The sequence below is a fragment of the Natrinema sp. 74 genome, assembly GCF_046097095.1.
GTDB lineage: Archaea > Halobacteriota > Halobacteria > Halobacteriales > Natrialbaceae > Natrinema.
In genome coordinates this window covers 1,812,570-1,839,028 of sequence record NZ_CP175698.1, presented here as the reverse complement: position 1 = coordinate 1,839,028, position 26,459 = coordinate 1,812,570, and the positions used below count along the sequence as shown (strand labels likewise).

The 26,459-nt window shown below is 63.0% G+C and carries 28 protein-coding genes; 19 read left to right on the top strand and 9 right to left on the bottom strand.

Annotated elements, in window-relative coordinates:
• Positions 1 to 56 precede the first annotated feature (56 nt).
• From serA to ACJ70B_RS09145, 5 genes are all read left to right on the top strand, one after another.
• Positions 57 to 1,643, top strand: coding sequence for a phosphoglycerate dehydrogenase (serA, locus tag ACJ70B_RS09165; protein ID WP_408956694.1), 1,587 nt, complete (start codon positions 57 to 59; stop codon positions 1,641 to 1,643).
• Positions 1,644 to 1,797: 154 nt separating this feature from the next.
• Complete coding sequence (locus tag ACJ70B_RS09160; RefSeq protein ID WP_408956693.1) at positions 1,798 to 2,067, top strand: hypothetical protein; 270 nt, start codon at positions 1,798 to 1,800, stop codon at positions 2,065 to 2,067.
• 145 nt (positions 2,068 to 2,212) lie between these two features.
• Complete coding sequence (hisI, locus tag ACJ70B_RS09155) at positions 2,213 to 2,581, top strand: phosphoribosyl-AMP cyclohydrolase (RefSeq protein WP_408956692.1); 369 nt, start codon at positions 2,213 to 2,215, stop codon at positions 2,579 to 2,581.
• Between the two features lies 1 nt (position 2,582).
• Positions 2,583 to 3,761, top strand: coding sequence for a hypothetical protein (locus ACJ70B_RS09150; protein WP_408956691.1), 1,179 nt, complete (start codon positions 2,583 to 2,585; stop codon positions 3,759 to 3,761).
• Between the two features lie 51 nt (positions 3,762 to 3,812).
• On the top strand, positions 3,813 to 4,205 hold the full coding sequence (locus tag ACJ70B_RS09145) for a universal stress protein (protein WP_408956690.1): 393 nt from the start codon (positions 3,813 to 3,815) through the stop codon (positions 4,203 to 4,205).
• 85 nt (positions 4,206 to 4,290) lie between these two features.
• Here the strand turns inward: ACJ70B_RS09145 and ACJ70B_RS09140 are convergent, their stop codons facing one another.
• Positions 4,291 to 5,556 (bottom strand): PQQ-binding-like beta-propeller repeat protein, encoded by a 1,266-nt coding sequence (locus tag ACJ70B_RS09140; protein ID WP_408956689.1) that lies wholly within the window; start codon positions 5,554 to 5,556, stop codon positions 4,291 to 4,293.
• Between the two features lie 103 nt (positions 5,557 to 5,659).
• A complete protein-coding gene (gene glmM / locus ACJ70B_RS09135) occupies positions 5,660 to 7,036 on the bottom strand; it encodes a phosphoglucosamine mutase (RefSeq protein WP_408956688.1) in 1,377 nt (458 codons plus the stop codon).
• 102 nt (positions 7,037 to 7,138) lie between these two features.
• Here glmM and ACJ70B_RS09130 point away from each other — a divergent pair, with 102 nt between their 5' ends.
• The 3 genes from ACJ70B_RS09130 (at position 7,139) to ACJ70B_RS09120 (ending at position 9,616) form a co-directional block, all read left to right on the top strand.
• Complete coding sequence (locus ACJ70B_RS09130) at positions 7,139 to 8,047, top strand: hypothetical protein (protein ID WP_408956687.1); 909 nt, start codon at positions 7,139 to 7,141, stop codon at positions 8,045 to 8,047.
• Between the two features lie 69 nt (positions 8,048 to 8,116).
• Positions 8,117 to 8,974 (top strand): ribose-phosphate diphosphokinase, encoded by an 858-nt coding sequence (locus tag ACJ70B_RS09125; protein ID WP_408956686.1) that lies wholly within the window; start codon positions 8,117 to 8,119, stop codon positions 8,972 to 8,974.
• 102 nt (positions 8,975 to 9,076) lie between these two features.
• Complete coding sequence (locus tag ACJ70B_RS09120) at positions 9,077 to 9,616, top strand: heme NO-binding domain-containing protein (RefSeq protein ID WP_408956685.1); 540 nt, start codon at positions 9,077 to 9,079, stop codon at positions 9,614 to 9,616.
• Between the two features lie 53 nt (positions 9,617 to 9,669).
• On the opposite strand, the gene ACJ70B_RS09115 is transcribed toward ACJ70B_RS09120, so the two are convergent.
• The 3 genes from ACJ70B_RS09115 to ACJ70B_RS09105 all read right to left on the bottom strand — a co-directional run bounded on the left by ACJ70B_RS09115 (position 9,670) and on the right by ACJ70B_RS09105 (position 15,498).
• Positions 9,670 to 11,754, bottom strand: a complete 2,085-nt coding sequence (locus tag ACJ70B_RS09115; protein WP_408956684.1) for a hypothetical protein — start codon at positions 11,752 to 11,754, stop codon at positions 9,670 to 9,672.
• A 203-nt stretch (positions 11,755 to 11,957) separates the two neighbouring features.
• Positions 11,958 to 15,164 (bottom strand): isoleucine--tRNA ligase, encoded by a 3,207-nt coding sequence (gene ileS / locus ACJ70B_RS09110; RefSeq protein WP_408956683.1) that lies wholly within the window; start codon positions 15,162 to 15,164, stop codon positions 11,958 to 11,960.
• Positions 15,165 to 15,267: 103 nt separating this feature from the next.
• Positions 15,268 to 15,498 carry a hypothetical protein gene (locus ACJ70B_RS09105; RefSeq protein WP_408956682.1) on the bottom strand — a complete coding sequence of 77 codons (231 nt, stop codon included), beginning with the start codon at positions 15,496 to 15,498 and terminating at the stop codon, positions 15,268 to 15,270.
• A 116-nt stretch (positions 15,499 to 15,614) separates the two neighbouring features.
• Here ACJ70B_RS09105 and ACJ70B_RS09100 point away from each other — a divergent pair, with 116 nt between their 5' ends.
• The 3 genes from ACJ70B_RS09100 (at position 15,615) to ACJ70B_RS09090 (ending at position 17,129) form a co-directional block, all read left to right on the top strand.
• Entirely contained in the window at positions 15,615 to 16,328 is a 714-nt protein-coding gene (locus tag ACJ70B_RS09100) for a uracil-DNA glycosylase family protein (RefSeq protein WP_408956681.1), read from the top strand.
• Between the two features lie 76 nt (positions 16,329 to 16,404).
• A complete protein-coding gene (locus ACJ70B_RS09095) occupies positions 16,405 to 16,824 on the top strand; it encodes an HIT family protein (protein ID WP_408956680.1) in 420 nt (139 codons plus the stop codon).
• Between the two features lie 77 nt (positions 16,825 to 16,901).
• Positions 16,902 to 17,129 carry a hypothetical protein gene (locus ACJ70B_RS09090; RefSeq protein WP_408956679.1) on the top strand — a complete coding sequence of 76 codons (228 nt, stop codon included), beginning with the start codon at positions 16,902 to 16,904 and terminating at the stop codon, positions 17,127 to 17,129.
• Between the two features lies 1 nt (position 17,130).
• On the opposite strand, the gene ACJ70B_RS09085 is transcribed toward ACJ70B_RS09090, so the two are convergent.
• Complete coding sequence (locus ACJ70B_RS09085; RefSeq protein WP_408956678.1) at positions 17,131 to 18,144, bottom strand: A24 family peptidase C-terminal domain-containing protein; 1,014 nt, start codon at positions 18,142 to 18,144, stop codon at positions 17,131 to 17,133.
• A 20-nt stretch (positions 18,145 to 18,164) separates the two neighbouring features.
• Here ACJ70B_RS09085 and ACJ70B_RS09080 point away from each other — a divergent pair, with 20 nt between their 5' ends.
• The 4 genes from ACJ70B_RS09080 to ACJ70B_RS09065 all read left to right on the top strand — a co-directional run bounded on the left by ACJ70B_RS09080 (position 18,165) and on the right by ACJ70B_RS09065 (position 20,728).
• Positions 18,165 to 18,308: a hypothetical protein gene (locus ACJ70B_RS09080; RefSeq protein ID WP_408956677.1), complete on the top strand. Its 144-nt coding sequence runs from the start codon at positions 18,165 to 18,167 to the stop codon at positions 18,306 to 18,308.
• A 134-nt stretch (positions 18,309 to 18,442) separates the two neighbouring features.
• Positions 18,443 to 19,048: a hypothetical protein gene (locus tag ACJ70B_RS09075; protein ID WP_408956676.1), complete on the top strand. Its 606-nt coding sequence runs from the start codon at positions 18,443 to 18,445 to the stop codon at positions 19,046 to 19,048.
• Positions 19,049 to 19,186: 138 nt separating this feature from the next.
• Positions 19,187 to 20,191, top strand: coding sequence for a tyrosine-type recombinase/integrase (locus tag ACJ70B_RS09070; RefSeq protein WP_408956675.1), 1,005 nt, complete (start codon positions 19,187 to 19,189; stop codon positions 20,189 to 20,191).
• Between the two features lie 291 nt (positions 20,192 to 20,482).
• On the top strand, positions 20,483 to 20,728 hold the full coding sequence (locus tag ACJ70B_RS09065; RefSeq protein ID WP_408956674.1) for a hypothetical protein: 246 nt from the start codon (positions 20,483 to 20,485) through the stop codon (positions 20,726 to 20,728).
• 379 nt (positions 20,729 to 21,107) lie between these two features.
• Here ACJ70B_RS09065 and ACJ70B_RS09060 read toward each other — a convergent pair whose 3' ends face one another.
• Positions 21,108 to 21,722, bottom strand: a complete 615-nt coding sequence (locus ACJ70B_RS09060) for a hypothetical protein (protein ID WP_408956673.1) — start codon at positions 21,720 to 21,722, stop codon at positions 21,108 to 21,110.
• 177 nt (positions 21,723 to 21,899) lie between these two features.
• Between ACJ70B_RS09060 and ACJ70B_RS09055 the strand changes: the two genes are divergently transcribed.
• Entirely contained in the window at positions 21,900 to 22,265 is a 366-nt protein-coding gene (locus ACJ70B_RS09055) for a hypothetical protein (RefSeq protein WP_408956672.1), read from the top strand.
• A 192-nt stretch (positions 22,266 to 22,457) separates the two neighbouring features.
• A complete protein-coding gene (locus ACJ70B_RS09050) occupies positions 22,458 to 24,080 on the top strand; it encodes a hypothetical protein (RefSeq protein ID WP_408956671.1) in 1,623 nt (540 codons plus the stop codon).
• A gap of 78 nt (positions 24,081 to 24,158) precedes the next feature.
• On the opposite strand, the gene ACJ70B_RS09045 is transcribed toward ACJ70B_RS09050, so the two are convergent.
• Both ACJ70B_RS09045 and ACJ70B_RS09040 read right to left on the bottom strand, forming a co-directional pair.
• On the bottom strand, positions 24,159 to 24,470 hold the full coding sequence (locus ACJ70B_RS09045; RefSeq protein ID WP_408956670.1) for a hypothetical protein: 312 nt from the start codon (positions 24,468 to 24,470) through the stop codon (positions 24,159 to 24,161).
• Positions 24,471 to 24,477: 7 nt separating this feature from the next.
• On the bottom strand, positions 24,478 to 24,840 hold the full coding sequence (locus ACJ70B_RS09040; protein ID WP_408956669.1) for a hypothetical protein: 363 nt from the start codon (positions 24,838 to 24,840) through the stop codon (positions 24,478 to 24,480).
• Positions 24,841 to 25,167: 327 nt separating this feature from the next.
• Between ACJ70B_RS09040 and ACJ70B_RS09035 the strand changes: the two genes are divergently transcribed.
• Both ACJ70B_RS09035 and ACJ70B_RS09030 read left to right on the top strand, forming a co-directional pair.
• Complete coding sequence (locus ACJ70B_RS09035; RefSeq protein ID WP_408956668.1) at positions 25,168 to 26,190, top strand: DNA-methyltransferase; 1,023 nt, start codon at positions 25,168 to 25,170, stop codon at positions 26,188 to 26,190.
• Between the two features lie 7 nt (positions 26,191 to 26,197).
• On the top strand, positions 26,198 to 26,458 hold the full coding sequence (locus ACJ70B_RS09030; protein ID WP_408956667.1) for a hypothetical protein: 261 nt from the start codon (positions 26,198 to 26,200) through the stop codon (positions 26,456 to 26,458).
• Position 26,459: the final 1 nt, after the last annotated feature.

Below are 26,459 nucleotides of genomic sequence, written 5' to 3'. Positions count from 1 at the left end.
TTGCCGGCCCCGACCACAACGGAAGGGTTTACGTTCTTCGCACGGTTGTCTCGCGCATGAAAGTACTGGTCACGGACCCGATCGCCGACGCGGGTCTGGACGTACTCAGCGACGCCGGCCACGAGGTCGAGACGGGCTACGAACTCGAGGGTGAGGAGCTCCTCGAGGCGGTCTCGGACGCCAACGGACTCATCGTCCGCTCCGGGACCGAGGTGACGGAGGAAGTCCTCGACGCCGCCGAGGATCTGGTCATCGTCGGCCGAGCCGGCATCGGGGTCGACAACATCGACATCGACGCCGCGACGGACCACGGCGTCATCGTCGCCAACGCGCCCGAGGGCAACGTCCGCGCGGCCGCCGAGCACACCGTCGCGATGACGTTCGCGGCCGCCCGCTCGATCCCGCAGGCCCACATCCGCCTGAAGAACGGCGAGTGGGCCAAAAGCGACTACCTCGGGGCCGAACTCGACGGCAAGACACTGGGCGTCGTCGGTCTCGGCCGCGTCGGCCAGGAAGTCGCCAAGAAGCTCGACTCGCTTGGCATGGACGTCGTCGCTTACGACCCCTACATCAGCGAGGAGCGCGCCGACCGCATCGGCGCGGAACTGGTCGATCTCGAGGCGAGCCTCGAACGGGCAGACTTCCTGACCGTCCACACGCCGCTGACGCCGGAGACGGAGGGGTTGATCAGCGAAGACGAACTCGACCTGCTGGGCGACGGCTACCTGATCAACTGCGCCCGCGGCGGCGTCGTCGACGAAGACGCGCTCGCGGCGAAAGTCGAGGACGGAACCCTGGCCGGCGCGGCACTGGACGTCTTCGCCGAGGAGCCCCTGTCGGCCGACTCGCCGCTGCTCGAGCACGACGACGTCATCGTCACGCCCCACCTTGGAGCCTCGACGGAGGCCGCCCAGGAGAACGTCGCCACGTCGACGGCCGAGCAGGTCAACGCAGCGCTAATCGGCGAACCCGTCGCGAACGCCCTCAACGCCCCCTCGATCGACGAGAGCGCGTTCCCCCGCGTCGAACCCTATATCGACATCGCCGAGACCGCCGGCAAGGTTGCCGCCCAACTGCTCGAGGGCCGCATCGAGGACGTTCAGGTCGTCTACGAGGGCGACATCGCCGACGAGGACGTCGAGTTCGTCACCGCGAGCGCGCTCAAAGGTATCTTCGAACCCCTCGAGTGGCAGGTCAACGCCGTCAACGCGCCCCAGATCGCCGAGGATCGCGGCGTCGACGTCACCGAGTCCAAGACCCGGCAGGCCGAGGACTTCCAGAGCCTGATCTCGGTAACCGTCAGCAACGACGACGACGACGTCTCGGTCGACGGCACCCTCTTTGCCGGTGACGACCCGCGGATCGTCCGCATCGACGGCTACCGCGTCGACGCCATCCCCCACGGCCGGATGGTCGTCGCGCGCAACACCGACGAACCCGGCGTCATCGGCCTCATCGGCTCCGTGATGGGCGACTACGACGTCAACATCGCCGGCATGTTCAACGCCCGCGAGACCATCGGCGGCGAGGCCCTGACCGTCTACAACGTCGACAGCGACGTGCCCGACGGGGCCAAGGAGGAACTCGAGTCCGACGAGCGGATCATCGGGATCAACGATATTACGCTGAACGGCCAGAACTGAGCGGTCGCGAACCGCCCCTTTCGGCGAGTTGCCGCGTTTCGATGCCGTCTAATCCCACGAGCGACTGCCAAGCACCCGGACGCTGGACAGTCCGGTTCACCGAAGACGCGGTTTATGCTCACTGGTAACGTTTGTACCACCGGTGGTGAAAGAGATGACGTCCCCGTACCGCGGTCCAGAACACTATCCGACGAAGAGCGCCCTCGAGGACGCCACAGAGACGAGATGGGGGATTCGGGAGGGGATCGGCCTCGCGATCGCCTCGATATTCGGTCTCCTCTTGCTAGTCGTCGGCCTCATGCTGGCGTCGGGCCTGATCGCGGCCTCGACGACATCCGTAGTCGCGACCGTCGTGGCGATCGGCTTTCCGCTGGCCGTGGTCGTGCTCGTCGCAGTCGCCCGCTGGAGTTGGAACGGACGGTAGAAGCGGACGCGTGTTTCCAGACGAAGCCGACTCCGCTCCGGGGCTCGAGTGGCCACGGAGACGTATGTCCCCACGGGTCGGGGTCGCAATCTGAATCGGATACCGCGGCAAAAGACCTATCGCTCGGCCGACCGATGCCTCACGTATGGACGACGACGTTTCGGTCGACTTCGGCGAGGACGGACTCGTCCCCGCCGTGGCACAGGACGCCGATAACGGCGAGGTGCTGATGCTGGCGTACGTCTCGCCCGAAGCCCTCGAGCGAACCCGGGAGACCGGCCGGGCACACTACTACTCCCGGAGTCGGGACGAGTTATGGGAGAAGGGCGCGACGAGCGGCCATGTGCAGGCCGTTGAGGAGGTCCGCGTCGACTGCGACGCCGACACCCTGCTGTACCTGGTCGACCAGGAAGGCGGCGCGTGTCACACCGGCCACCGGTCCTGTTTCTACCGGACGGTAGAGGGAGAGCACGTCGGCGAGAAAGTGTACGATCCGGACGCCGTCTACGAGTAAGATGAGTGAGCGCGCCCACCCGTCCGACGCCGGCTCGAGCGCCGGCGTCGGAAGTGACGGCGAGGCGACGCCACACGAGGCCCTCGAGGCGGCCCGAAACCGACTCGAGGCGATCGAAACGCGGATCGACGACCACGGCGAAGAAACCGTCGAGGCTGTCGCCGAAGCCTATCGGAGCGCGAGCAAACTGCTCGCGGACTACGTCGACCGCGCGACCGGGACCGGCCAGGAGAACTTCCAGGCCTACATCGAACTCGAAGGGAAATTCGATACGCTCGTGTCAGACCTCTCCGACGACCTCCCGGCGTACGAGGCCTTCGAGGACGCACTCGACGCGATCGACAAGCGCCGGCTTAGCGAGTCGGACTTCGAGCGCGCTCGGGAGGCCTTAGATCCCGCCGCCGAATACGCGGACATGCTCGACGAACGCGAGGCCGCACGCGAGTCCCTGGCGGAGGCGCGCAAGACCGCGAGCAAGCGCCGGCGCGAACTCGACGATGCGATCGCCGACCGCGAACGGCTGCTCGAACTCTCGAACGCCGATCTGGACGCGCCGGTCGAGCGGCTTCGAGACCCGATCGAGTCGTACAACGAGGCCGTCCGCGAGGCGTTCGAAGCGTATCGCACCGAGGCCAGCGCACGCGAGGTGTTCGACCTCCTCGAGCGCAGTCAGTGGTACCCCTTCGTAACCTACGAACGGCCGCCCGACGATCTGACGGCGTACGTCGCCGAGAATCCGGCGGGCGAGTATTCGATCTCCGAGTTGCTCGAGTACGCCGATTACTCGCGATCGAAGCTCTCCCACTACGTCGACAGCGCCGACGAACTCAAGCGCTCGGTTGCGACCCAGCGGACGTTCCTCGACGGGATCGACGCCGAGCCGCTGACGATCGACTGGCCGCCGGGTCCGGCCGGGGAACTGCGCCGCCGAATTCGGGAGTACCGACCGTTCGTCGCCCGGGTCGCCGACGAGGAAGTCGTCGCCGCGCTGCGCGAGGTCCGTCTGCTGACGACCGACGCCGACTACGACCGGCTGCAGACCGCGGCACAGGCCGTCAACCAACTGACGCCGACCGAGCGCGAACGGCTGGCCGACGGGCGCGTCGACGCCGAACTCGAGGAACTGCGGGCCGAGCGCGAGCGACTCGAGGCCGCGCTCGAGATCGACGACCCCGTCTGAGCGACGCGGGGGCGGCCCGTCTTTTAGCCGCTGTGACTCGATGTGACGCACATGAGCAGACACGTCCTGGTCCCGATGGACGACTCAGAGCCGGCGCGGGCAGCGCTCGAGCACGCCCTCGAGTGGGAACCTGCCGATCGACTGACGGTCGTCCACGCGATGGACGAGCTCGAGGCGAGCTACGGCGGCCGTTCGACAGGGTCAGAACCGGACTTCTTCGCCGGCGTGCGCGCGGTGGCCGACGGGTACGATGCGACGCTCGAGACGGCCGTCGTCACGGGGACCGGAACGGCGGACGCGATCCTCGAGTACGCCGACGAGGCGAACGCCGACGCGATCGTGATGGGGAGCGAGGGGAAAGCCGGCGTCTCGCGGATGCTGCTGGGAAGCGTCGCCGAGTCGGTCACCCGGCGCGCAGAGATCCCCGTGACGATCGTTCCGTGACGGACAACGCCGGACAGTCGGACAGTACCGTCTCGATCCACGCGATCGTGGGAGTTGGGTCCGCGGCCCGAATGCTGGCGGGTACTCAGTCCGAGAGCGCGACGAGCGTCCCACCTTCGTCGCGGGAACTCCAGTAGGAGGGGACGTACAGCCGTCCGTCGGCGGCGACGGCGTCGAAGCCGACGTTGCCCGGTTGGTCGACGGACCACCGCGTCTCGCCGGTCTGCCGGTCGACGGCGTAGGTCGTCACGTTCTCGTCCAGTTGCGGTTTTTCCGTCGTTACGACGACCGACCGCTCTGTCACGAGGGGGCGCGTTCGGAGGTAGACGCCGTCGTCGGCAGCGAGGGTCGCTCGCCATTGCTCACTGCCGTCCGCCGTCGCGTAGGCGACGAGGTCTCCCGACGGGGTAGTGACGAACAGTCGATCGCCGTCGGTCGCGATGCTCGAGGAAACGGTCACGTCCCTCGTCCAGAGACCGTCGCCGGTAGCGACATCGACGGCGTGGAGCCGGTCGTGGCCGGGTACGTACACCGTCTCGTTGGCCACGGTCGGCGTCCCGAACCGTCGATCGTCCCGATACAACCACTCCGGGACACCGCTATTAGCTGCCGGATCGATCGCGACGATGCTTCCGAGGATCGCGGTCGTGTAGATGACGAAGCCGCCGCCGACGGCCGGTGGTGAGAACGAACTGCGGTCGTTACCGGTCCGGTAGGTCCAGTTGGTATGGCCGCGCTCGCTAAACGCCAGCAACTCGTCGCCGGTCGAAGCGAAGACCTGCTTTCGGAAGCCGACGGCGGCTTCGTTGACCGAATTGTCCGTCTCGTGTCGCCATCGGGGGGTTCCCTCGCGCGCGTCGATCGCGTACACGCCACCCGCTCCGGCGTGTCCGACGTACACCGAGCCCCGATAGACGATGGGTGGACAACCGGAGTAGCCGCTACTGATATGCGGTAGATTGCGCCGCCACTGCTTGCGTCCGTCGTCCGCCCGGAGCGAGAACACCGCACCACCGGTACCGCCGTCGTCGTCGTCCGATTCCGGTTCGGTGCCGCCGTGGACGACGACGCGATTGCCGACGACGGCCGGCGGTGCCATGCTCCCGGCGAGGCCGAACGTCCAGTCCTCGCTCGGATCGTCGATCCGGACCTCGGGAGCGAAGCCCGTGTGGCGAGCGGTCCGGCCGTACTGGGGCCAGCCGTCGGATTCGCCGGGGAAGGGGGCAGTCGTCTCGGCGGCGGTCGTCGACCAGTCAAACAGGCTCGTCCCGTTGATACTACAGCCCGCAAGCGCCACGATGCCGGTGGTGCCGGTGATTCCGAGGAATCGTCTGCGTGAGTGGAGGGGCATACTATCCACTGATCCGATATATTGATAAAAGCGACTATACAGTAAGATATCTATAATTTCGAGGCAGCGACTGGCGAAGGATCGATCGGGGACCGAGACGTTCTCAGGCGTCTGCCTTCGCGTCGGCCAACGCCTCGTACATGTCGTCCGCGAGTTCCGCGGCGCGGTCGCCCTCGCGGGCCTCGGCGTAGATTCGGACGAGCGGCTCGGTGCCGGAGGGGCGGGCCAGCACCCAGGCGTCGCCGTAGTCGAGCCGGTAGCCGTCGCGGGTGTTGAGTTCGGCGTCGGCCGCCTGCGCCTGGTTGGCCGCCGCGTCGAGCATCGCGTCGCGCTCGGCCGTCGACTCGTAGGCGACGTTGCGCCGGACGTTGACGTAGCCGTCGTAGGGGGCGACGAGTTCGCTGACCGGCCGCTCGGCGACCAGTTCGAGGAAGCGAGCGGCCGTGAACGCGCCGTCGCGCGAAAGCCGGTATTCGGGGAAGAAGATTCCGCCGTTGCCCTCGCCGGCGATCGGCACTCGCTCGCCGTTTTCCTCGAGTTCCTCGATACGGGTGATGATGTTCGTCGAGCCGATCGGGGTGAGTTCGAGGTCGGCCCCGACCTCGGAGACGACGTCGACGAGCCGTTGGGAGACGTTGACCGCGGAGACGGTGGTGTCGCCGGGCTCGAGTTCGGCGGCGGCGAGCGCGGCGAGGGTGGCGTCGCCCTCGACGTACTCGCCGTGCTCGTCGAAGAAGATGGCGCGGTCGGCGTCGCCGTCGTGGGCGACCCCGACGTCGGCGTCGGTCGCGCGAACGAGTCGGCCCAGATCGGCGAGATTCCCCGGAACTGGCTCGGGATCCCGGCCGGGGAAGTGGCCGTCGGGCTGGGCATTGACGGTGACGACGCGACAGCCGAGTTCGCGGAAGAATTCGGGGCTGGTCAGCGAGCCTGCGCCGTGGCCCGGATCGAGTGCGACGGTCAGGTCGGCGTCGGCGATCGCCACTCGGTCGGCGGCCGCGAGCAGTTCGTCGACGTACTCCCGGTCTGCGCCGTCGATCTCGCGGACGCTGCCCGTCTCGTCCCAGGGGGCGACGGTGAACGATTCGGCGAGTAGCGTCTCTTCGATCGTCTCGAGGTCGGCGATCGAGAGTTCGACGCCATCGGCTCCGATGAGTTTGACGCCGTTGTACGGCGGCGGGTTGTGTGAGGCGGTGATCACCATCACCGGCACCCCCTCCCGTTCGGCGTAGGCCTGCGCCCCCGGCGTGGGGATGACCCCAAGGCGATCGACATCGGTTCCCGTACTCGCCAACCCGCTTGCGGCCGCGTCGGCCAGCATCCGCCCGGTGTGGCGAGTGTCACGGGCGATGGCGATCCGGCCCCCACCGCGGCCGTCGCCCCAGACCGTCCCCGCCGCTTTCGCGACGCGCAGGACGAACGCGGGCGTCAACTCCTCGTTGGCGACGCCCCGGGTCCCGCTCGATCCGAACACTTGCATCATGCGCTAGTCTGACCGGCCTCCCCAAAGGGATTCCGCAAATCGACCGGTCGGCGGCCGCCGTGACGGAACGTTTTCGGCCCGTCCCCGCGACGGTCCGATATGGATTCCATCGAGGAAAAGCGCGTCTTCGGCGATCGCGAGGGGGCGCTCACAGCCTACGTCGCGAGCGCGATCGGCGTCGTCCGCGTCCGGGTCGCCGGCGACACCGTCGGCGAGTTCAGCCTCTGCGAGCGCTGTACCGCACGCGGCATCGCGGCGACCCCGAGCAGCGTTGCCGTCGCGACCGACGAGGACGTCCGAGCGTTCTCGCTCAAGGACGGCACAGACGAGGCGGGAAGCGACGCACCGGTCGCCGCCGGCGACGAGACGTTCGCCGAAACGGGGTTCGGCCCGGCGGTCGCCGTCGGCTACGACGGCGGCGATCTGCTCGCGGCCGGGCCGGACGGTCGCGTCGCCCGTCGATCGCGCGGAACCGACGAGTGGACGACCCTCGAGAGCGATTTCGGTGCGGCCGTACGGGCGATCGACGGGGACCTGCTCGGCACCGAAGATGGCGTCTACCGCGTTCACGACGGTGGGCTCGATCACGCCGGCCTGACGGATGTGCGCGACGTCTCGGCCGCCGGCATCCCGCTCGCTGCCACCGCCGACGGGCTCTACAAGCTCGGCAACGGCTGGCTGGCAGTCCTCGAGGGGGCGTTCGAGACCGTCGCGGCGGACCCGCGCTCGGAGCCGGGACGGCTCGTACGTGCCCACGCCGTCTCAGACGCGGTCTACGAGTACGCGGCCGACGACGAGTGGCAGCCACTCGAGGGCGCAAGCGAGCCGAGCGACCGGGTCGTCGATGTCGGCTACGGGGACACGGTCTACGCCGTCACGGCCGATGGAACCTTCCTGTCGGCCAGCGACGGCGGCTGGCGGACGCGAACGCTGGGCGTCACCGACGTTGCCGGCCTGGCGATCCCTGCGGCCGAGGTGAGCGAGACGGCCGCCGACGAGACCGACTGACGGCGCAACTCCGAAGGTGAGCGCCAGAAGAACGAAAACTGGTTTACCCCCCAGCCTGTCCCACCGATTATGATCGTCAGCGGATCTGCGTCGCAGGCCCTCGCCGCGTCGCTCGCACGCGAACTCGAGGAACCGCTCGCCGCCGTCGAGTACGACCGCTTTCCCGACGGTGAACTGCTCGCCGCCGTCCCCGGCGTCGCCGACGCCGACCCGGATCGGGCGGTGATCGTCGCCTCGACCGTCTCGAGCGACGCCCACCTCGAGGTGCTCCAGTTGCAAGACGCCGTTCGCGAGGCCGGCGTTGAGGAGGTGATCACTGTCCTGCCGTACATGGGCTACGGCCGGCAAGACGCCGCGTTCGAGCCGGGCCATCCCGTCTCCGCGCGGGCGGTCGCCCGCGCGATTTCGACCGGCGCGGACCGAGTATTGACCGTCAACCCCCACGAGGAAGCAGTCTGTGAATTCTTCGAGCCGACGGCGACCGCGGTCGACGCGGCGGGCCGGCTGGCCGAGCCGCTGCCCGACGACCTCGCGGATCCGGTCTTCCTCTCGCCCGACGCGGGCGCGATCGACCTCGCCGAGACCGCCCGCGACGCCTACGGCACAGGCGAAATCGACTACTTCGAGAAAATCCGCCATTCCGGCACCGAAGTCGAGATCACCCCGAGCGACGTCGACGTGGCCGGCCGCGACGTCGTCGTCGTCGACGACATCATCGCGACGGGATCGACGATGAGCGAAGCCGTCTCGGTCCTTCGCGACCGGGCAGTCGGCCGCGTCTTCGTTACCTGCGTCCACCCGCTGCTGGCGCGAAACGCCGTCACGAAGCTTTCACGGGCCGGCGTCGAGGCGATCTACGGTACCGACACCATCGAACGCGGGGTCGCTACCGTCTCGGTCGCACCGGTTCTCGCAAGACACCTGTAAGTAAACGATTAAGTAGCCCCCGAGAAGTTGCTTAGTTGTTAGCGCGTGGCACGAGAGGGCCGACTGCGGGACGTGTCACGAGAGCGGAGAGAAGGAAGCCATATGCACGGAATCGTCCACAAGTCCCTCAAGGAGTACGTCGTCGAGCGAGCCGACGATGATACCTGGGACACGATCGTCGAGCAGTCCAATTTCGAGCCGAAGCTGTATCTCCCCGTCACCCACTACGACGACGGGGAGATCGACGCCGTTCTCGGGGAACTATCGTCGATGGCGACCCAAGACAGGGACGCCATCGAGCGCGACTTCGGTCGAACGCTCGCTTCCGAACTGCTCTCGACGTTCAACGCCCACCTGCGGCGTGACTGGGAGTTCGCGGAACTGCTCACGTCGCTCGCAGCCGTCTCCAACGACGTCAACGGTGCCACGGAGGAAGCGTCGCTCCCGACTATTTCCTGTACCCGCGAGTCAGACGCCGCGATCGTCACGTACGACACCCACCGCGATCAGCAGTACTGCGGACTGGCTCACGGCATCCTCGAGGGGCTCGCCACCGCCTACGGTACCGACGCGACGGTCACGAAGACGGCCTGCGTCGACGACGGTGCCGGCGAGTGTACGTTCCGCGTCGACCTCGAGTAACGGCCACGGCGTCACGGTCTCTCTTCTGACCGATCACCGCGCAACTATGGTTTTTAACGGCGTCTGGCCAGCACCGCGCTGACAAGCGCCGCCGCGACGGCAGCGAGCGCCGCCGGAACGCCGAAGCCGGGCACCTTCTCGATCGCCGCTGCCGGGCCGCCGACGCTGACCGTCGTCGTCGCGTCGCCAACGGCGACTTCGTACCGGCCGCGCTCGGCGAATCGGAGGGTCGCGTCGATCGTCCTCGTCTCGCCGGGCCGAATCGCGACCGCCCGCTCGGCGGCGACGCCTTCGGCGGTTCGGAACTCGAGGACGGCCGCGCCGGGGCGGTCGCCCGCGGCTGCGACCGTCGCGGTCACCGTCACCGGTTCGCCGGGATCGGTCGCCCCGGAGGCCCGCAAGTCGGTGACGGTCACGCTCGAGGGCGAGCGGACGACGGCGGTCACCCGCTCTGAGCCGACGCGGACGTCGTACGTGCCGGGCTTGGCCGGCGTCCACGAGAGGCGGTGACTCGTCCGCTCGCCGGGCGAAAGCGTTCCCTGCCGGCGGTCGACGACCCGGCCGTCGATCTGTAACATCGCATCGTAGCTTCCGTCGCGCTCGCCGACGTTCTCGACCGTACTCGGAACGGAGACGGCTTCGCCGGCCGGGACCGCGATGACGTCGGGCTTGCCGCTCTCGCCTCCAGTCGCGTCGGCCGACCAGCGCTCCCACTCCCGCCCGGCCACCTCAAGCGAACCGTCCCCGAACCCGTATTCGAAGGCCGCGACCGGTTGGTCGAAGGCGGCCTCGTGTTCGCTTCGGCTCCACATCGTCGGGGTCGCGTCGGTCCGCGTGTACCGCTCGGCGGCGGCCCGGAGGTCCGTGCCGCCAGCGTTCTCGAGCGCCGCCAGCACGTCGGCCTCGGTTATCGTCTCCTCCTGTGCGTTCAGCGTCCGGAAAACGTCCTCGAGCGTGCGATCGCCGTCGGTCGCGAGTCGCAGCCGGCGGTCGAGGTCGCCATACACGAGCGCCCCCTTCGCGTAGTCTGCGCGTTCGCCCTCCCACGTCGAGGGATCGGCGAGCACCGCGTCGGCGTACGGCGACCGCTCGCCGCGCTCGAGGAGCTGACTAAAGTCCGAAAACTCGGTGCGACCGGTCTCGAGGGCGAGCAGGCCCGCGTAGTAATCGGCCTGGGCCTCGACGAGCCACTCGACTTCGGGTGCGACATCGTCCTTCGCGTTGGAAAAGCGCTGGCGGACGTGAACGTACTCGTGGAGCCAGACCGGATTCCGTTCATCGAGGGTGGCGTCGTCGACCACCCACGCGTCCGACCGGCCGTACTGAATGCCCCGCGGCCCCCAGTCGACCGTGTTCGGAACCGCGACGACGAACACCTCGTCGCTTCGCATCCCGACCTCGAGTCGGCTGCTCGCGTCTGAAAGTGCCGAGAGGATCGCGTCAGGTGACTCCTCGAGGTCGGCGGCGTCGGGGACGACGAGCCTGAACGTCTCTCCGTTCACGTCGCGCTTGTGGGTCGTCACCGCGCCGAAGAAGGCGATGTCGCCGCCGGTCGCGCCCGGCCCGTCGACGGTCACCGTCTCCTCGATGCCGACCGGCTCGGTCCGCTGCAACGAAAGCGACACACCGGGAACCGGCACGACGCCCCACTCGCCGGTATCGACGAACGTGTACCCGTCGCCGGACGCCCCGGCCCGTTGCTCGCCCTCACCCGTCCGATCGGCCGGCATCGCGAACCGCACCGTCGGCGACGCGGTCTCACCGGTCCACCGGAACGTCCGTTCGCCCGTCCGCTCGAACCCCGTCGCTGACTCGACGCTCGCACCCTGCTCGAGTTCGATCTCGAGTTCCGTCACCGACTCCGGAACGGTGAACGTCATTTTCACCCCGAACGCGTCGGGATCATCCGGCCGATGACTGAGGACCGTCGTCCGATGAAGGATATCCTCAGAGCCGCCGGTCGCGGTCGCCGACCCGGCAGCCGTTCCGACCGCGGCGACCGACTGCGCGCGACCGGCCGCGAGGCTCGACTCCGACGCGGAATCGGTCTGCGGTGCCGGCTCGAGGGCACCGACGCCGGCCGGCAGACCCCCAACAAGCAAAACGACGAACACGAAGACGGCGGCCCGAGATGTCACTAGCCGTCTCTGGTAAGTCAGTGCTCAAGACGTTTATGGCAGCGCGATTGTCACGAGTTACTGAACTATCGGACGAAATATTACAGGATAGGATTGCACCAATCCGTTCGTTCGACGCCTCAGCGGTCGCCACCGCTCGCGCAAAAATCTGGACCAAAAAGACCGGACGGTCGACTTCGTCTCCCGGCTGGAAATTTGCGGTGTTAGTCCGACGCTTCCGCCGTAGCCAGCGGCTCGATCGCGATTTCCATCGTCACGTCCTCGACATCCCACTCCTTGCGGTGGCCGTCCTCGACCGCACGGCGCTCGTCGGCGCGGACCTCCTCGCGGATCAGGGCCTCGCGCTCGGCGACGAGGTCGGCGATTCGGTCGTCGTCGATCTCGAGTTCGAGGGCGATCCGCTCTTCGACGTCGAGGTCGAGGTCTTTGCGCATCTCCTGAACGCGGCGGATGACCTCGCGGGCGTAGCCCTCGCTCTCGATGTCGTCGGTCAGCGAGGCGTCGACGTACGCGACACCGCGGTCGTCGCCATCGGTGCCAAAGGCGGTGCCGGCGACGCCGTCGGGCGTCTGGGTGACAAAGGAGACCATCTCGTCGGTGATCTCTTCGTCGTCTTCGAGCACGTCGCTGACAGCGTCCTCGAGCGCCGCGAGACTGGGGTCGTCGATCCGGGCCTCGTTGAGCGCGTTCATGACCTGTCCAGCGCGGTCACCGAAAGCTGGGCCGAGTTCGCTCATGTCGGCCTCGGCGCTGTACCGGAGTTCGCCCCAGCGGTCGTCCGGCGAGACGAGTTCGATCTCGCGGGCGTTGAGTCGATCCTCGAGCAGTCCGGTGTGGCGGGAAACGGCCTCGACGACGCGGTCGTCGTCCGCGGCGACAACCACGCGCGGGACCGGCCAGCGAAGCTTGCGACCGGCCTGCTGGCGCGCGTTCGCGCCGGCCTCCTCGATGGCGCGCAGGAGGGCGACGTCCTCCTCGAGTTGCTCGTCTTCCCAGTACTCGTCGACGGCGGGCCAGTCTTCCATGTGGACCGTGGGGTGGCCCGCGTCGCCGGTCAGCGTCCCGTAGATCTCATCACTGATGAAGGGGGCGTAAGGCGCAAGCAGCGCGACCGTCTCGCGAAGGACGCGGTAGATCGTCGCGTAGGCGGCCGTCTTCGAGGCGCTGTCCTCGTCCTCCCACATGCGCTCGCGGACGGCCTGCACGTAGAATCGCGAGACGTCCTCGACGATGAACTCGATCAGGGCGTCGATCGCCTGATCCTGCCGGTAGTCCTCGAAGTGGTCGGTCATCTCGGCTTTCGTGGACTGCAGCCGTGCGAGCACCCACTCGTCGATCAGCTCGAGGTCCGAGTCTACGTCCTCGAGACTCGTCTCCTGCGGATCGAAATCATCGAGGCGCATGTACGGCAGCGGGAACCGGAAGACGTTCCAGAGCGTCCGGAGGTGGTTCTCCATCGTCTGCATCCCGTCCCACGAGAAGCGCATGTCGTCGCCCTGCGGGTTGTTGGACAGCAGGAACATGCGCATCACGTCGCGGCCGTGGCGGTCGATCGCCTCGTGGGGATCGATCAGGATGTCCTTGGACTTGCTCATCGCGCGGCCGTCGGGCATCAGCGCGTGGCCGTGCATCAGCACCTCCTCGTAGGGGATCTCACCGATCGCGGCGGTGCCCATCCCCAGCTGGGACCAGAACCAGCCCCGCGTCTGGTCGTGGGCCTCGAGGATGAGGTCGGCGGGCCAGAGCTCGTCGAACCGGCTGTCGTCCGCGGGGAAGTCAAGCGTGCCCCACGAGGCGACCGAGGAGTCGAGCCAGACGTCGAAGACGTCGGGGACGCGCGTGTAGGTGGTACCGTCCTCGGTGATCGTCAACTCGTCGACGGTGTCCTTGTGGAGGTCGACCGCGTCGGGGTCGACGTCCTGATCGACGCGCTCGGCCAGCTCCTCGCGGTCGCCAACGACAATTCGGTCCGTGTCGTCGTCTCGGTCCTCCGGCGTCCAGACCGGGAGGGGAATGCCCCAGTAACGCTGTCGGGAAACGTTCCAGTCGGGGGCCTCCTCGACGAAGTCCCGGAAGCGGTTGTCGCGGGCCCAGTCGGGGTGCCACTCGCTGTCCTCGATGTTCTCGAGCAGTTCGTCCTTGACGTCCGTGATCGTGATGAACCACTGGTCGGTGACGATCTGGATGATGCCAGTGTCACAGCGCCAGCAGTGGCCGTAACTGTGGGTGATCGTCTCCGAGGCGAGCAGGGAGCCGTCGGCCTCGAGGTCGGCGATGATCTCCTCGTTGGCGTCGCGCACGAACTCGCCCGCGTACGCACCCGCCTCGTCGGTGTAGACGCCGTCGCCGCCGACAGGACAGAAAATCGAGAAGCCGAGTTCGCGACCGCGCTCGAAGTCCTCCTCACCGTGGCCGGGCGCGGAGTGGACGAGTCCGGTGCCGTCGCCGCCCGTGTCGACGTAGTCGGCGGCGTAGACCTCACAGGTTCCCTCGGAGTCGGGGTGGGCGGGGACCTCATCAGCCATCGGGTGGTCGTACGACCAGCCGAGTAGGTCCTCACCCGTGTGTTCCTCGACGACCTCGTAGTCGTCATAGCGGCCGGCTTTCAGTACCGCCTCGTGTTTCGCTTCGGCGACGTACAGCAGTTCTTCCTCGCCGTCCTTTTCGGCGCGAACGCCGACGTAGTCGCCCTCCTCGTCGACCGCGACGAAGGTGTTGGCCGGAACCGTCCACGGAGTCGTCGTCCAGATGACGAGTTTGCCCGCTCGGTCCTCGAGGTCGAATTTGACGTAGATTGATGGATCCTCGACGTCCTCGTACTCGACCTCGTTGTTCGCGATGGCGGTCTCACACCGGGGACACTGGGAGATCGAGCGGTGGCCCTTCTCGACCAGACCGCGGTCGGCGGCCTTCGAGAAGCCCCACCACGCGGCCTCCATGTACTCGGGGCTGACCGTCCGGTAGGGGTTCTCCCAGTCCATCCAGACGCCGAAGTCCTGAAAGTCCGACTGCAGCCCCTCGAGTTGTTCCTCTGCGTACTCCTTGCAGGCCTCGATGAAGTTCTCCTCGCCGTACTCCTCGATGTCCTTCTTGTTCTCGAAGCCCAGTCGCTCCTCGACGCGGGTCTCGATGGGGAGGCCGTGCATGTCGTACCCCGGCCGGTCGGTCACGTCGTAGCCCTGCATCCGCAGGAAGCGGATGTAGACGTCCTTCAGTGACTTGTTCCAGGTGGTCCCCATGTGCGCCGATCCCGACGTGTACGGCGGGCCGTCGACGAAGAAGAAATCGTCGCCGTCCGATCGGTGCTCGACCGTCCGCTCGTAGGCGTCGACGTCGTCCCAGTACTCGAAGACCCGCTGCTCGAGCGCGTGTGGGTCGTACTGGTCGTCGACCTCACCGAACCTGCTCATACCCGACCTAATCGCCTCCGGCAGTAAAGAGGAATCGATATTGCGGGTCGCCCGCGTCGCCGGTAGCGGCGGTCCGCGAGCGACCACCCGCGACCGCAGCCGCTCAGACGTATTCGGAGACGAGCTTTTGATAGCCGAGGCTGTACGTACCCGCATAGAGCATGACGCCGCCGAGCGCGCACAGCCACAGCGCGATCATCGCCTCGCCGGCACCGAGATGCTGGAAGCCCGCCTGTTCGGCGAGCACGCCGCCGACGGTCAACGCGCCGGCGACGATGGTATAGACGGCTAACTGAAAGGATTCTGCGAGAAGCTCTGGACCGATCGATGGCATTGCCGGTGTGGTACCCGCCCGGTGAAGGTAAACTTGTCCCCTCGAATGCGACGCGATCGCACGGCCGCGACCGAGTGGACCGACCCGCATATACCGTCGCAGACGTACCCTCGAGTGTGCCCGCGTCCGATTCCGACGCCGACACTGAATCGACCGGCGACGCTGCGTCCGATTCGGCAGCCGATGGCGAGCTCGCCTTTCCGACCCGTCGCAACGTCCTCGAGCCCGACTGCGCGCGCTGTCCGAACCTGGCCGAGTCCCGTGAGTGTATCTCGTGGGGAACCGGCGATCTCGACGCCACAGTCGCGGTCGTCGGCGAGGCCCCTGGCTACGGTAACCCCGACGCGGAACGCTGGCAGGGCGGCAACTGGACCGGCAAGGCCTACACCTCGCGACACTCCGGTCGGCGCATCCGCCGCATGCTCGAGCGGGTCGGTGACGGCGACGCGTACTTCACGAACGCGGTGAAGTGCTTCCCGGCCGATCCCGACGACCCGACGACCAATCGGGAGCCCACGCCCGAGGAACGCGCGAACTGTCGGTCCCACCTGCTGACCGAACTCGAGACGGTCGACCCCGCGGTGGTGCTCGCGACCGGCAAACACGCGACGAAGACGGTGCTCGCGGCCGAGGGCCGGGACCTCGAGGGGTTTCTCGACAGCGTGCTCGAGCCGGTGTGGTGTGAGCGACTCGACGCGTGGCTTGTCCCGATTTTGCATCCGTCCTATCAGGATGTCTGGATCGGCCGGTTGGAGTTCGAGCCCGAGGGGTACCTCGAGGCGATCGAAGAGACGCTCGCGGAGGTGTGCAACGACCGGAAAGCGAACTGAACGGACCGACCGAAGACCGGCAACGCGGCCGAATAGTCGGGAAACCTTCATACGGAGCGCCGACGGATACTCGCGTATGAGTACGATCTTCAGCCAGATCGTCGAGGGGGAGATCCCCGCGCGAGTCGTGTACGAAGACGAGACGACGCTCGCCTTTCTGGACGCCAATCCGCTGGCACCGGGGCACACGCTTGTCATTCCGAAAGACGAGTACGAGCGGCTGAACGACGTGCCAGCAGACGTCGCGGAGGAGCTCTATGCCACGGTCCATCGTATGGTCCCGGCCGTCGAGGAGAGCGTCGACGCCGACGCGACCACCGTCGCGTTCAACAACGGCGAAGAAGCCGGCCAAGAAGTGCCCCACGTCCACTGTCACATCGTCCCGCGGTTCGAGGGCGACGGCGGCGGGCCGATCCACGCCATGTTCGGCGGGCAAGAAGAGATCGACGACGACCGACTCGACGAGATCGCCGGCGAGATCGAGTCTCGAGCGTGACTAACCCGGCAGGATGACAGGAGACGCGACGCCCGAACCGCCGTGACGTTTTTCCCGTCACCCGCCGAGTCTCGTGTATGACCCTCGCCGGCATCGCCGCCCGGATTCGCGAGTATCCCGTCGCCGCGATCCTCGAACTCGGTAGCGTCCTCGTCTGTCTCCTCCTGTTTGCGAGCATCTTTGCCCTTCTCTCGACCGGTGCCCCGACCGGCAGGGGCGATCCGTGGCTGGCGCTGATCGGCGTCGGCACCGCGTTCGTGCTCTTCTGGACGGCGCTCGTGCCGCTGTACGAGCGAACGCTGTGATTTAGAGTAGCGTGCCAAGGAGGAGGTCGCCGTAGATCAGGGCGAGCAACAGCCCCGCGAAGATCGGCACGAGAAACGGCGTCCCCGGCGAGATCCAGACCGTCTCCTCGGTCGCGAGCACCTCGAGCCCGTCGCGAAGCGTTTCGGGGGTCGTGCCGTAAGCCGTACCCTCGATGTCCTCGAGGAAGGCCGCGGCCCCCCACGGATCGTCCGACTCGGCAGCGATCCCCGCCGCAGCCCGGTCGTCGGCGCTCGTCTCGAGGGGGCCGCCGTCACTGCGCGTCTGCACGTCAGCGGTCACCGCGCCGTCGGTCGGCGGGTTCGGCTCAGCGGGCAGCGTCGCCGGGTCGCGGTACCGGTTGGGCTCATCGCGCAACTCGGCGAGCGTGAGCCCCCGCCAGCGGAGGTACATCCGCAAGGCGTCGAGGTCGAGACCGCCCCGAGAGAGCCCCGACGTGGTCTCGAGCAGGCGACCGTGGGTTTCGGGAATCCGTCCCCACGAGGTCGGCCAGCCGACGAACATCACCGGCGCGATCCGACCCGCGACGGCGTTGCGAACGGCGAGGACGAGCGGCAAGGCGATTCCGACGAGCACGGTGTTCGTCAGGATCGTAAACGAGAACGCACCAATCGGAGGCGTCTCCAGTGGAAACGACCACGAACCGAGCGCGTATTCGGGAAACGTCGGAAAGAGGACGGCGAGGACGAGCAGCGCCTTCGCGTCGGCCCCGCCGAAGCCGCCGACCCACCAGAACAGGTAGGCAATCGGGACGACCAGCCCGACGCTGATCGCCGTCGGGAGCAGAAACTCGTACGTCCAGACGGACTGGCCCGCGTTCCAGGCCAGCCAGCCGTCCCAGACGAGCAACGCGGTCCCGAGCAGCGAGAGAGGAATCCAGACGGCACTCGAGACACGTCTGGTCTCGATATCGCGGACGGCGGTCCAGGCGAAGACGGGGACGGCGAGCAGCCGAAGCAGGTCCGGGCCGGTCGCCGCGACACCAGCGAGCGTCACGACGGAGTCTCCGAAGCGCGATGCCGTTACGTTTTCGGCCCGACTCGAGAACGGGGCGATCCGGCGGCGTCGGTGTCCCCGTTCGGATCGACCTCGAGGAACGGACGGTCGACGCCGGGACGCGAGCCGACCGCCGCGAGACCGAAAGCCGGGAGTGCGCGTGAACGGGATAGAGGCTCCGAAAAAACGTGTCTGTGGCCAGCGGCCACGGCGCAGCTTTAAATGACGCGGTTCTCACCTCAATTCTGGGGACAGAATGGGTACAGTTAATATCATGGAATTTGTCTGATTATCCACTATGCCGAACCGCTCGAAAACCATCAAAGTACGCCTCACACCTTCTGAAAAAGAGGAAATAGAGGAACACCTTGACGAGAGTAACGAGACGGCCTCGTTGAGCGACTTCGGTCGCCTCGCTCTTCTCCGGCACATCCGAACAGACGACGAGGAAACGGCAACCATTGACTCCGAGGAAATTACAGATGCGGTTGATGTTGCGCTCTCGGACGTACACGAGCGTCTGGATAGGATGGAAAGCCACATCCTCGCAATCGACTCGCACACGAACAACGATGACGAGATAGACAAACTCGCCCGAGACATCTTCAGGTCGCTCCCGACAGCGACAGACGCCTCTGAGTTGCCCAGTCTGTGGGAAGTTGGTACCACGACAGCCGATGATGACTACTCGCTCGCCCAATCGCTCTCAACCCCGTCAGCGTGGGCTAATTACTACGATGTGGATGTCCCTGTAGCACGTCGAGCCTGCGCTCGGATGCTCGAATACTTCAAGCCAGATGTCCAGTACGACGTACTCGAAGGAGGTGGCGACGTGCCTGTCGAAGGGGAAGGGTACAGCGAGAATGTCGGAGTTTCCGAACGCCGTTACTACAAGACCCAATAAATGCCGAGACGAACTTACCGTAGTGATTCGGAGTGTCGCCCTGCAATCCAACGTCGAGCCCGCGACCTCCGCCTATCGTCATCCAATGAAAATGACGAAGTTCGGAGTAAGAAAACTGCTGAAGCCTATATCAAGGACTTGAGGTGGTTCGACCACTATCTGGATGAAATCCCCGTTGACCCGGATGATGATATTCTCCTCAAAAACGCCGAAGAGGATGATGAAGGCAGGTCGGACGGTGGTGAGAAAGTAGAGGTGGAAGTTGGATTGGAGAAAGTGACGGACTTCACCGCAGAACACGCCAAACTCCTTGGTTTTACTCTCGTAGAGCGGTTTAACGGGACCACGCCGCAGAACCGTTGGAAGCAAATCTACAACCTGTACGATGACCTTCGACGGAGCGGGAAAATCGACGACAACCCGATGGAAAAGTGGGACGAGGTGAAGCGAACCAGGTTCGGAATCACGAAGAGTACGGAACAGTCGAAGCACCTCGAAGACGGTGAGGACTACGCCCCGAGTCGGGATGAAATCGAACTGATGCTTGAAAACGTCGGTGTTCCCCGGCATCGCAACCAGACCCTCATCCGATTTTTGTATCAGACGGGTCTTCGTCGCGGTGAAGCTGCCGACCTAACCTTGGATGACATCAACCGAGATACTCGCGAGGTCGTCGTACGTGCATCCGTTGCGAAGAACGGGACGAAGCGGACGGTCGCTTGGCAAAAGTCGCTTGATGGCCTGATGGACCTCTGGCTAGACGTTGATAGAGATGCGTACACGAACGGCGACCCCGACAATCGCTGGTTATGGGTGAACCGCTCCGGTGGGAAGATGGAAGGCGAAAGTATCAACGAGGTTGTCGTCAAAGCCGCCTGCAACGCAGGAGTTAACAGGGCGCTCTATGCGGATGCGAATGCCCCGCTCGATGAGAATGACGAGCCGATTCCGAACCGCTGGAAGATTTCGGCACATAACCTCAGGGTCGCGCTCGGAACGTATCTTGCGAACGAGACGGAGGCGGGGATTTACGAGATTTCGCGCGCCTTGGGGCACAAATCGGTGAAAATAACCGAGGAAAAGTACGTAGAGGACGGTGACCGTGCAGGACTGGCCGACCTAAAGAAGTACGGCCCTGACTAACGGAACTCGCACCGTTCCTCGTGGCGCACAGCATCTGACTTGTTCTCCGCGCCGATATAGACCTTCGCGCCACACCAAAGGCAAACGTGCCACCCGGGGTCGTCTTCATCCTCACACGGTTCGTACTGGTTGGGGACCCACTCTCGGTCGTGTTCCATACCAAAAAGGACGCAGAGGGAGTGCAACGGTTCAGGTTCCGTGCAAAGGAGTTACGGGGAAAGAAGATGTCTGCTTTATCCTCACCGGTGGCGTCAGTCGTCACTACTGATGCCGCGTGAACACTACTATCGAGTGGAGGCGTTCCAGGTCGTTCTAACTGAGGCCGATGAGAACGAGGTCCACCCGTGGGAAGAGGTTGAGTGCGAGTGCGAGGACTATCACGACCGTTTAACGAGTATCCATCATAAGACGCCTGAAGAGCACCGCTGCCGCCACATTCGAGAGGCTATTATGTTTCACCACTTCGCGCAGCGAGTTGAGCCGGTCGAAGCGAAGCAGGAGTCCCTCTCGGCGTTCACCGCGACCGCCGACGACTAACAAAGTAGAGGAACACCTTAGCCATCCAACTTCGAAGATGCTGATGATGCTCTTACCGTCCGTTCCAACGAACGGGCGATGATTTTTACTCCTGAACCACAGAGCGACTGCGAGCGAGTGTGTCCCTCCACCGTTGTTACGTGTTACACCGCTGTGTTATTGTTACACCTATGTCTAAATCCGTGAAATCGAAGCATGGCTCTACCCTGTATTATTATTACAGTACTGTAACACGTAACACACACTACGCACTACTACCTTCGTACAACCAAACCGTGTTAGCATACATCACACCAGTATCACGGTTAACTCAGTACGCTAGTGCTTCATCGCTTCACTCGCTACGCTCGTTCCGCTAGGGCCGGGAAAAGAAGTGTGTCTACTCGCCGTCGAAGTACTCGTCCAGCGCAGCCTCAACCTCGTGCTCCTCTCGCGGCGTCAGTCCGTTGAACAGGTCTTCGGCAGCATCAACCTCATCTTCGGTTACGTCGCGGCCTGTCTGGAACACGTCGGTTGGGAGACTGGCATCTTCGAGGTCATCAGTCACATACTCCCCGATTGGGACTCCATTTGGATTGATAGCGTGGAGGTCGCACGTATGGTAGATGTCAAGCAGGTCATCCCGAGGCAGGTCAGTCGGGTTCTTTCCGTTCTTGATGCGCTTCTCCTGATACTGCTCCTCTTTGCGGACGACCCCGTGGAAGAGGTTTAGGACCTCTTCGTACGTCTCGTTACGCCGTCCTCGGTGATGTTCGAGCTTAGCTTCGAGTTCTGCAATTTCGCCGTCCAGTCGCTGCTCCTTCTGTTCGACTTCACGCTTCTCTTCTTTGCGCTCTTCAAGCTGCCGTTGGATGCGCTCTTCTGCGGTCATCTGGTGGGCCGCACGATGTTCCTCCAACTGTTCGCGGACGAAGCCGGAGAAGTTGTCCAGTTGGCTGGCGTACTCATCGAGGTCTGGCGGCAGACTGACGCTGCGGGTCTTTCGCTTTGCCATACATTGCGATTGGTCGTATGACTTATATGTGTTACTCCGATTGGATTTGTAACACAGGTTGACGGAGTATCGCGAATTTCACTCCACAGTCCACGAAGTAGCATCTTCGTAGGGACTACTGATGTCATTCCCTGGATAGCTCAGCAGCCACTCGTAGCAGTCTGGGCAGACTGGTACGTGGCCGTCAGCGTCGGGATGGTTGAGCGCACGGGCGTCCTCAGCGGCCACGACATCACAACATGTCCAGATGTCTCCGTCCTCAGCACGGTCCACTGCGCAGCGGACGGTTTCCTCGCGCTCGATAGTGTCTACAACCTTGAGCCACTCATCTTCGCAGTCAGGACAGAGATGGAGCGAGGCATCCGCTACGGGGTCTCGGTCGTGATGCACGACTCGGGCGTCTGCGTCGTTACAGTCTGCCCCGCAGAGTGCCGTATCATCGTTATGAAAACGGATATGTTCGGGAGTCTTCAAAACGAGTTCAGCGACAACCATATTCTTCAGAACGAGGGGTTTGAGCAAAAGAGCGCCTATCCGTGTTAGTGTGCGTCGGAGACTGCCTCAATTCGCTTGCACTGGGGTACCTGCTCTACACACGAGACCTCCCGGATGAATGTCGGTCAGGTCAGCAAGTCGTGAACCACCAGCATAGAGAGGTTGCTTCACCTGTTGACTCCCAGAAGTGGCATAATCAGAAAACGTTATGTCGCCACCATGACTCATCAGATGTAAACTATGGGTCAGACCCAAATTGTTAACTCCGAACCGGACCCTGTTTACCTCCGATACAAGGAGGTACAAGGGACCGAACTGACCGAGCAAACACTTACTAGTGAGGTTGAGGTTCGGAATGTTCTTGATGTCATCAAGGGTCTTGACCGTCAAACTAAACCTAGTTCCGTAGAATCCGACCTCGAACTAGATGCCAATCCAGAGATGTGGCTTACCCACCTCCTTGAAAACTATCCTGACCCACCGGAGGTGTTTGACTCCTCGCTCATCAACAATTTCTGCGACAGCCTCTACACTACGGCCCGCCAACCCGGTAAGTACGCAGTGCTTCTCGTCGTGGCAAACTCAGTTATCATCTGCCACACTGACTCCAAGGAAAAGACAATTACGACGGAAGCGGATGTTCTGGAACGCCTGCTGGATACGGACAACGTGGACAAGTACGTCCGTTTCAAAAGGGAACGAGACGGAATCGTTGCTTATCACTTCGAGCGGAATCAGAACACAAAATCGTTCTCCGAGTGGCTAGGCCTTCAGCCGGAGGAAATTGCCTTTGAGGAAGCGGGCGATGTGAAGATATACTGCCGTCAGAAGGATGCAACAAGCATTTTTCAGTATCCTCGTGATGAGTTCGTAGAGAAGTTCCTGTTGGACGAGACGCATACTCTGGTCTCAGGCGTTCTTCGTTTTCCTGATGGCGAGGAGTTCCCGGTTGACCAGGTGAAGCTTGGACGCCGGTCATTCGATACCGTAGACGAGTTCCTCCAAGGGTTCTACAACATCTACTACGACTTACAGACCTACCGTACTAAGTATGGGAACCTCACCGAATCACTTGGGGCATGGCAGGGCGATATTATTGACTACGACTCGAAGGTAACAAAGGAACTGGACGGCGAAATCGTCCTGAAGAAAGAACACGATGAATTCAATATTGTCTTCGCAGACAAGCTCATTGACCTCTCAGCAGGTTGGCGATTAGAACTTCTCTCCAAGTTCATCAACGGTGATGAAACCCGGCTATACCACGTAGGGTCGGATTTCACTGAGGAACCGCAGTCCATCGGTCCGTTCCTTGTATATAATGAGGCCGACGGTGATTTCGAGCGACTGAACGAACTTTACCAGATAATATCGAACTTCGACACTGGAGATACGATGGCGAATATCGTATCGTACGTCATTTTCGATACGGCCTCCGAATGGTTCGGAGGCCCGGAGTCGCACTTTTTCCGTCAATTGGGAGAAAAATGCGTTGAGAATCTTGATGCAGAAGGTGTCGTCATCCCTGAAGAGGGCAGTATCATCGAATATAAGTCCCGAGATTGGTTCAACGGCATAGACAACGACGAGTTGGCTAACAGAATCACAAAGGAAATACAGAACGATACAACGTTGCTAATCGGCGGAATAGAGGACGAACAGGAGATTCGTCCTATATCGCGGAGCCGCTTCGACCCTGACCGTGATAACGACATTCGGGAGATACTTCTCAGCAAAAACGGTAACCACTCCACTATCAACTTCTCCACGCTCCCGGTTCGCGAAGACGAGTGTTTGGCTCTCGTCTTCAGTGTCAAGAGCGATATGGGTGTTGACTTGAGCTTCGTGGAGACACCATCATAGATTCCATCTCAATAGAAGAGGGTCGCGCTTACTGAGACGACCTCGTGGGGGCGGTCATCGGGTCATCGTCGCCGCGAGTTACTCAGGTCGCCAGACACCGTTCTCGTCTTGGGTCTGTGGTCGCCCCGGGTCGTATAGGCAGTCGTCGCACGTCCATCCGACGTAACCGAACGGGAGCGAGACCTCGATGTTGATGTCGTGTGAGTCGCAGGATGGGCAGGCGAGCCATTTCCGCATCGCGTCCTGGTCGTCATCGGTGAGGTTCGAGACCTTTGCCCGGCAATCGGTACACGAGAGTTCTACCTCGGGTTCATCGTTTGAGGAACTTACAGTAGTTGAAACGTTGTGCGACCCACACTCAGGACACGAGACCCACTTGTCGGTAGTCATACTCCCCTCAGAGCACCCGTAGGATAATCAGTTCTGGCCAGAAAAATAGTCCAGAGATGAGGCCCGAGATGTAGGGAAAAAGCGGCATAATGGAGATGAGTCCGTAAATCACCGCACCGAGCATCCCGAACTCAGCCCATCCTTGCGATAGCATCATCTCGATTATGCGCGGATACAGCGTCCAGAGGTCGATGAATCGCGGCCACATCGTCCCGATGACGGTCGCACTGGACAAACTGGGAACCATAGTATAACAGACCCACACGACTGCCGTGGTCAGCAATCCGTACAGGGAAATTTTGGTGGTCAAAAACCCTGCGACCAGCACTCCGAAGCACACGAGTGTGTAGTCGATGAGATATTCGAGCATCAATTATTCAATATTTTGATGAGGTAAAGAGAGTGGTATCTTTCCACTGTCAATTCATCTCAGATATTTACGGTTCGAAGCGTGTGAACGGTGGATAGTACCGTATGGCTCTGATTTGACTCGGCACTAAATCAGCTCAAGATAGTGTCAATTGAGTGGCGTATCAGCTCAAGGGAGAAACACTTATCTAGGGACAGCTCATGAGATTTGACAGACTCAATCGGACGACTCGTACGAAATGGAAGGACAGCGATACGACGAGTTCGATGTAGAAACCTTAAGTTAGACATGGCGCAATCTACAACAGAACCCGAGAGGACCAGTTTAATGGAGGAGGTACCTGGCGTAACAGATTTGATGGACTCCGAGGCGTACTACACCGCCGAAGGAGGGGCTTGCTATCACGGTGATAGCCGCGAGCTTCTCGATGAACTTCCAGATGAGTCCATCGACCTCGTGATGACCTCACCGCCGTTCGCCTTGAAACGCAAGAAGGAGTACGGCAACAAGGACGCTGCGGAATACAACGAGTGGTTCCTCGAATTTGCAGAGAAAGTCAAGAGAGTCCTTAAGCCCGATGGGTCCTTCGTCGTGGACATCGGGGGCTCTTGGACCAAGGGAGAGCCGTATCGGGACTTATACCACTTCGAACTGCTAACCGCGCTCGCGGGCTCAGACGGCCCGTTTGAGCTTGCTCAGGACTTTTATTGGCACAACCCTGCAAAGCTCCCTACGCCTGCGCAGTGGGTCACTATTGAACGCATCCGTGTGACTGACGCCGTAAACCACGTCTGGTGGTTTAGCAAGGGCGAAGATGGCGAACGACCCGAGGCCGACAACACCCGTGTTCTGCAAGAGTACAGCGACTCGCAGAAGAAGCTGATGGAGAACGGCTACAAGGACAAGAAACGTCCTTCTGGTCACGACATCAGCGACAAATTCGACGAACCGGAGAACGGCGAAGGGAGTATCCCTGACAATCTTATCGAAGCTGCGAACACGGCGTCGAACACTCACTACTTGAAGGCCTGCCGTGAATTGGGTGTAGATTCGCACCCGGCGCGCTTCCCGCGAGACCTCCCAGAGTTCTTCGTTAAATTCTTGACCGAGAACCCGCCGTACGAGGATGAAGACGACCAGCCTATCGTGCTGGACATCTTCGCCGGAAGCAATCTCACTGGGCGAGTAGCTGCTGACTATGGACGTAACTGGTTAGCGTTTGAACGGCAGGAAAAATACGTCCAGACCTCGCAGTTCAGATTCATGGAGATGGCAGCAATCGAACAGATGGTTGACGACGACCAGACTGACTTTGGGGATTTTGCCAGCGTCGAGCAAAACGACGACTAACAACACCATGTCCGACAACACCCCTACTGACGTTCGAGATGCCATAGAAGCTGGATTAGAGACTTACAATATCGATGTGGCTGGAGAACTATCGGCAACCCAAATCAGTGATAATCGATATGAAGTCAAAGTACCGTTTACGGGAGAGTTGTTGCTTGAGAACGCCCTTTCGAATCAGGGGAACCTCCTTTACAATAAGGAAGCTGAGATTACGTGGAAAGGAGTCAAAGACGGAGAGCTAGTCCTCACGGTACAGATAGATAATTAAT